Annotated in this window: 1 protein-coding gene; it reads left to right on the top strand. The window is 72.9% G+C overall.

What is annotated here, in order from left to right:
* The coding region (locus tag AC1DOC_RS24505; protein WP_478130672.1) for a beta-ketoacyl synthase N-terminal-like domain-containing protein at positions 1–3,659 on the top strand (3,659 nt) is incomplete at both ends.

Genomic DNA, 3,659 nt, shown 5'->3' with positions numbered 1-3,659 from the left:
ATCCAGGCCTGCGCCGTCGATGCGCGGCCCGACGCCGATGGGCAGCTGCGCCTGGTGGCCTACCTGGTCGCACGCTCGCACAAGCTCTCGTGGGATGCGCTGCGCACGCACCTGGCCGCGCGCCTGCCCGCGGCGCTGCTGCCCTCCGCGCAGGTCTGGCTCGCGCAGCTGCCGGTCACGCCCAACGGCAAGCTCGACCGCCGCGCGCTGCCCGAACCGGCGGCCGAGCGGCCCGATCTGGCGCAGCCCTTCGAGGAAGCGCGCAGCGCCGCCGAGCAGCGCGTGTGCGAAGCCTTCGCCCGCGCGCTGCACATCGAGAAGGTCGGGCGCAACGACAACTTCTTCGACCTGGGCGGCGACTCGCTGCGCGTGCTGCAGGTGCTGGCCGAACTGCAGCAGGACAGCGCGCAGCCGCTGTCGACCAACCTGTTCTTCCGCCATCCGACGCCGAGCGCCATCGCGGCCGAGCTGGAGACGGCCGCCGCCGGCGATGCGGCGCCCGCAGCCGCCGCCGCGCCGCGCACAGTGCACGAGCAACAGCAACAGCAGCCCGCCGAACCCGACGCCCACATGTCGGATGCGATTGCGCTGATCGCCACCGCCGGGCGCTTTCCGGGTGCGGCCGATGTCGAGCAGTTCTGGGAGAACCTCGTTGCCGGCCGCGACACCATCAGCTTCTTCGACGACGACACGCTCGATGCCGGCGTGAGCGACGCGCTGCGCAAGGACCCGGCCTACGTGCGGGCCCGCGGCGTGATCGAGGGCATCGAGAACTTCGACGCCGCCTTCTTCGGCATCGGCCCGAAGGACGCCGCGCYGATGGACCCGCAGCAGCGCGTGTTCCTGGAGATCTGCTGGGAATGCCTGGAACGCGCGGGCTACGTGCCCGATGCGGCGCCGGGCCCGGTCGGCGTGTATGCCGGCATGTACAACGCCAGCTACTTCCAGCGCCACGTCGCCACGCGGCCCGACCTCATCGAAGCGGTGGGCGAGTTCCAGGTGATGCTGGCCAACGAGAAGGACTACATCACCACGCGCGTGGCCAACCGGCTCAACCTGACGGGGCCGGCGGTGAGCATCCATACCGCCTGCTCGACCTCGCTGGTGGCGGTGGCCCATGCCTTCCACGCACTGCGCACCGGCCAGTGCTACATGGCGCTGGCCGGCGGGGCCTCCGTCACCTGCCCGCCGCGCAGCGGCTACCTGTACCAGGAAGGCTCGATGCTCTCGCCCGACGGGCACACGCGCAGCTTCGACGCGCAGGCCCAGGGCACGGTCTTCAGCGACGGCGCCGCGGTGGTGCTGCTCAAGCGCCTGGCCGACGCGCAGGCCGACGGCGACACCATCTATGCGGTGCTGCGCAGCGCCTGCGTCAACAACGACGGCGGCACCAAGGCCAGCTTCACCGCGCCCAGCGTGGACGGGCAGGCCGCCGTGATCCGCGCGGCGCTGGCGGCAGCCAACGTGGACGCGCGCAGCATCTCCTACGTGGAGGCGCACGGCACCGCCACGCCGATGGGCGACCCGGTCGAGGTCGAGGCACTGACCTGCGCCTATGCCGAGCACACCGGCGCGCTGGGCTACTGCACGCTCGGCTCGCTCAAGAGCAACGTGGGCCACATGGTGACGGCCGCGGGGGCCGCCGGCCTCATCAAGGCCGCGCTCTCGCTGCACCACGAGGCGATTCCGCCGACCGCGCACTTCAGCGCCCCCAACCCGGCGATCGACTTCGCGCGCACGCCCTTCTACGTGAGCGGCAGCCTGCAGGCCTGGCCGCGCACCGGCCAGCCGCGGCGCGCCGGCGTCAGCGCCTTCGGCGTGGGCGGCACCAACGCGCACATCATCCTCGAGGAAGCGCCCGCGCGCCCCGCTTCGGCCAGCGCCGCGGGGCCGCAGGTGCTGCCGATCTCGGCCCGCTCGGAAGCCGCGCTGGCCGTGGCCACGGAACAGCTGGCCGCGCACCTCGACGCGACGCCCGGCGTGCCGCTGGCCGATGTGGCCTATACGCTGAGCGTCGGCCGCAAGGCGCATGCCTTCCGCCGCGCGGTGGTGGCCGGCGATGCGGCGCAGGCCGTGGCCGCGCTGCGGGCGGGCGACAGCCCGTGGCGCGCCAGCGGCCGCGTCGATGCGCGCGCGCCGCAGCCGGTGCTGATGTTCCCGGGCCAGGGCGCGCAGTACACCGGCATGGGCAAGATCCTGCACGCCAACGATCCGGTGTTCGCGGCCGCCTTCGACACCTGCCTGAAGGCCTTCGGCAGCGCGGTGGACTTCGACCTGCGCGAGCGCATGTTCGGCGACGACCCGCAGGCGCTGCTGCCCACCGCCGTCACGCAGCCCGCGATCTTCGCCATCGAGTACGCGCTGGCGCGCCGGCTGCTCTCGCTGGGCGTGCGGCCGCATGCGCTGATCGGCCACAGCGTGGGCGAGTTCGTGGCCGCGGTGATCGCCGGCGTGATGCGGCTGGAAGACGCGGCCCGGCTGGTGGCCCGCCGCGGCGCGCTCATGCAGGCGCGGCCCGCGGGCGCGATGCTGTCGGTGCGCCTGGGCGCGGCCGAACTCTCAGCCCGGCTCGGGCCGCTGCTCTCGCTGGCCGCGGACAACGGACCCACGGCCTGCGTGGTGGCCGGCCCGTTCGACGCGATCGAAACGCTGCGCGCCTCGCTGCAGGAAGAAGACATCGCGAGCCGCCAGCTGCAGACCTCGCACGCCTTCCATTCCTCGATGATGGATGGCGCCGTCGCGCCCTTCGAGGCACTGGTTGGCGAAGTGGCGCTGCATGCGCCCACGGTGCCGATCTTCTCGACGCTCACGGGCCGCCTGCTCGAAGAGGCCGAGGCCACCAGCCCCGCCTACTGGGCCCGCCACCTGCGCAGCACCGTGCAGTTCTCGCCCGCCGTGCGCAGCGCCATGGCGCAGGCGGTGCGCCCGCTCTTCATCGAGGTGGGGCCCCGCAACACGCTGGCCACGCTGGTGCGCCAGCACGGCGCGGCCGAAGTGATGCCGCTGCTGCACGGCGAGCCCGCCGACGAGGCCCGCACGCTGCGCCTGGCGCTGGCCCGCCTCTGGACCTGCGGCGCGGACGTGGAGCTGTCGCGCCTTTCCGTTCGCACCGGCGCACAGCGCGTGCGCCTGCCCACCTACCCCTTCGAACGCAAGCGTTTCTGGGTCGACATCGCAGCGGCCGCGGCGAGCCCGGCCATCCCCTCGCCGGTTTTGCCGCCGGCCCTGCTGCCCGTTGCCCCACCCACGCCCGCGCTCTCCGTTCCACCCACCTTCTTGGAGCCGACCGTGACAGCTGCAGTGCCCCCGCCACTTCCCTCTTCACCCGCGTCCCCCGCCCTTGCTGCGCCCACCGAATCCATGGACACGCGGYTGCGCTCCCTGTTCGAGGACRTCTCCGGCATCGACATGATGCAGGCCGAGGGACATGCCGCCTTCGGCGAGCTGGGCCTGGATTCGCTCACGCTGACGCAGGTCGCCACGCAGATCAAGAAGCGCTTCAAGGTGAACCTGAGCTTTCGCCAGCTGATGGAGAACTACCGCAGCTTCGACAGCCTGTCCGCCTTCCTGCGCGAGAGCCTGCCGCCCGAGCCCGTGGTTGCGGCCGCGCCGGCCTCCGCTGCCGCGGTGCCGCTGGCGGTGGCCGCGCAGGTGCAGGC

The sequence above is a fragment of the Variovorax sp. 01T439_2 genome (assembly GCF_056398445.1).
The sequence above is the reverse complement of the archived record's forward strand: the minus strand, read 5'-3'. Positions and strand labels throughout refer to the sequence as shown.